This window comes from Halorhodospira sp. 9621, assembly GCF_022228055.1.
Classification (GTDB): Bacteria; Pseudomonadota; Gammaproteobacteria; order Nitrococcales; family Halorhodospiraceae; genus Halorhodospira; species Halorhodospira halophila_A.
On sequence record NZ_JAJNRD010000127.1, the window covers coordinates 1 to 340 of the forward strand.

1 pseudogene is annotated in these 340 nt (G+C 64.7%); it reads right to left on the bottom strand.

The features are described 5' to 3' along the window. Positions 1 to 231: 231 nt before the first annotated feature. Positions 232 to 340: pseudogene (locus tag LRF89_RS13625) on the bottom strand (pilus assembly protein); the annotation flags it as partial.

Below are 340 nucleotides of genomic sequence, written 5' to 3' on the forward strand. Positions count from 1 at the left end.
CAGGTTCTTGAAGTCCTGGTCGTAGTCGGGGGTCTCCTGGCTCATCAGGTGTTTCTATCATCCACTGTGGGTCGAGCGGCTCGGGCGACGGTGAGACGGCCGGTGGTAAGCACCAGCTCGACACCGCGGGCGCTTCGCTGCGCCCTGGATGACCGTTCACCTACCGTGTCCAGACCTGTTGGAGTCGACCCTCTCGGCGATGGAGGCCCTGAGCCGGCCGGAGAACCGCCCTTAACGCAGGAGGAATTCCTGCGGTGTCAGCACGGGTACGGGCGATCCGGCGAAATCCTTGACGTTGCGCGTGATAACGGAGGTGCAACCCGCGCGCTCCGCAGTGGCC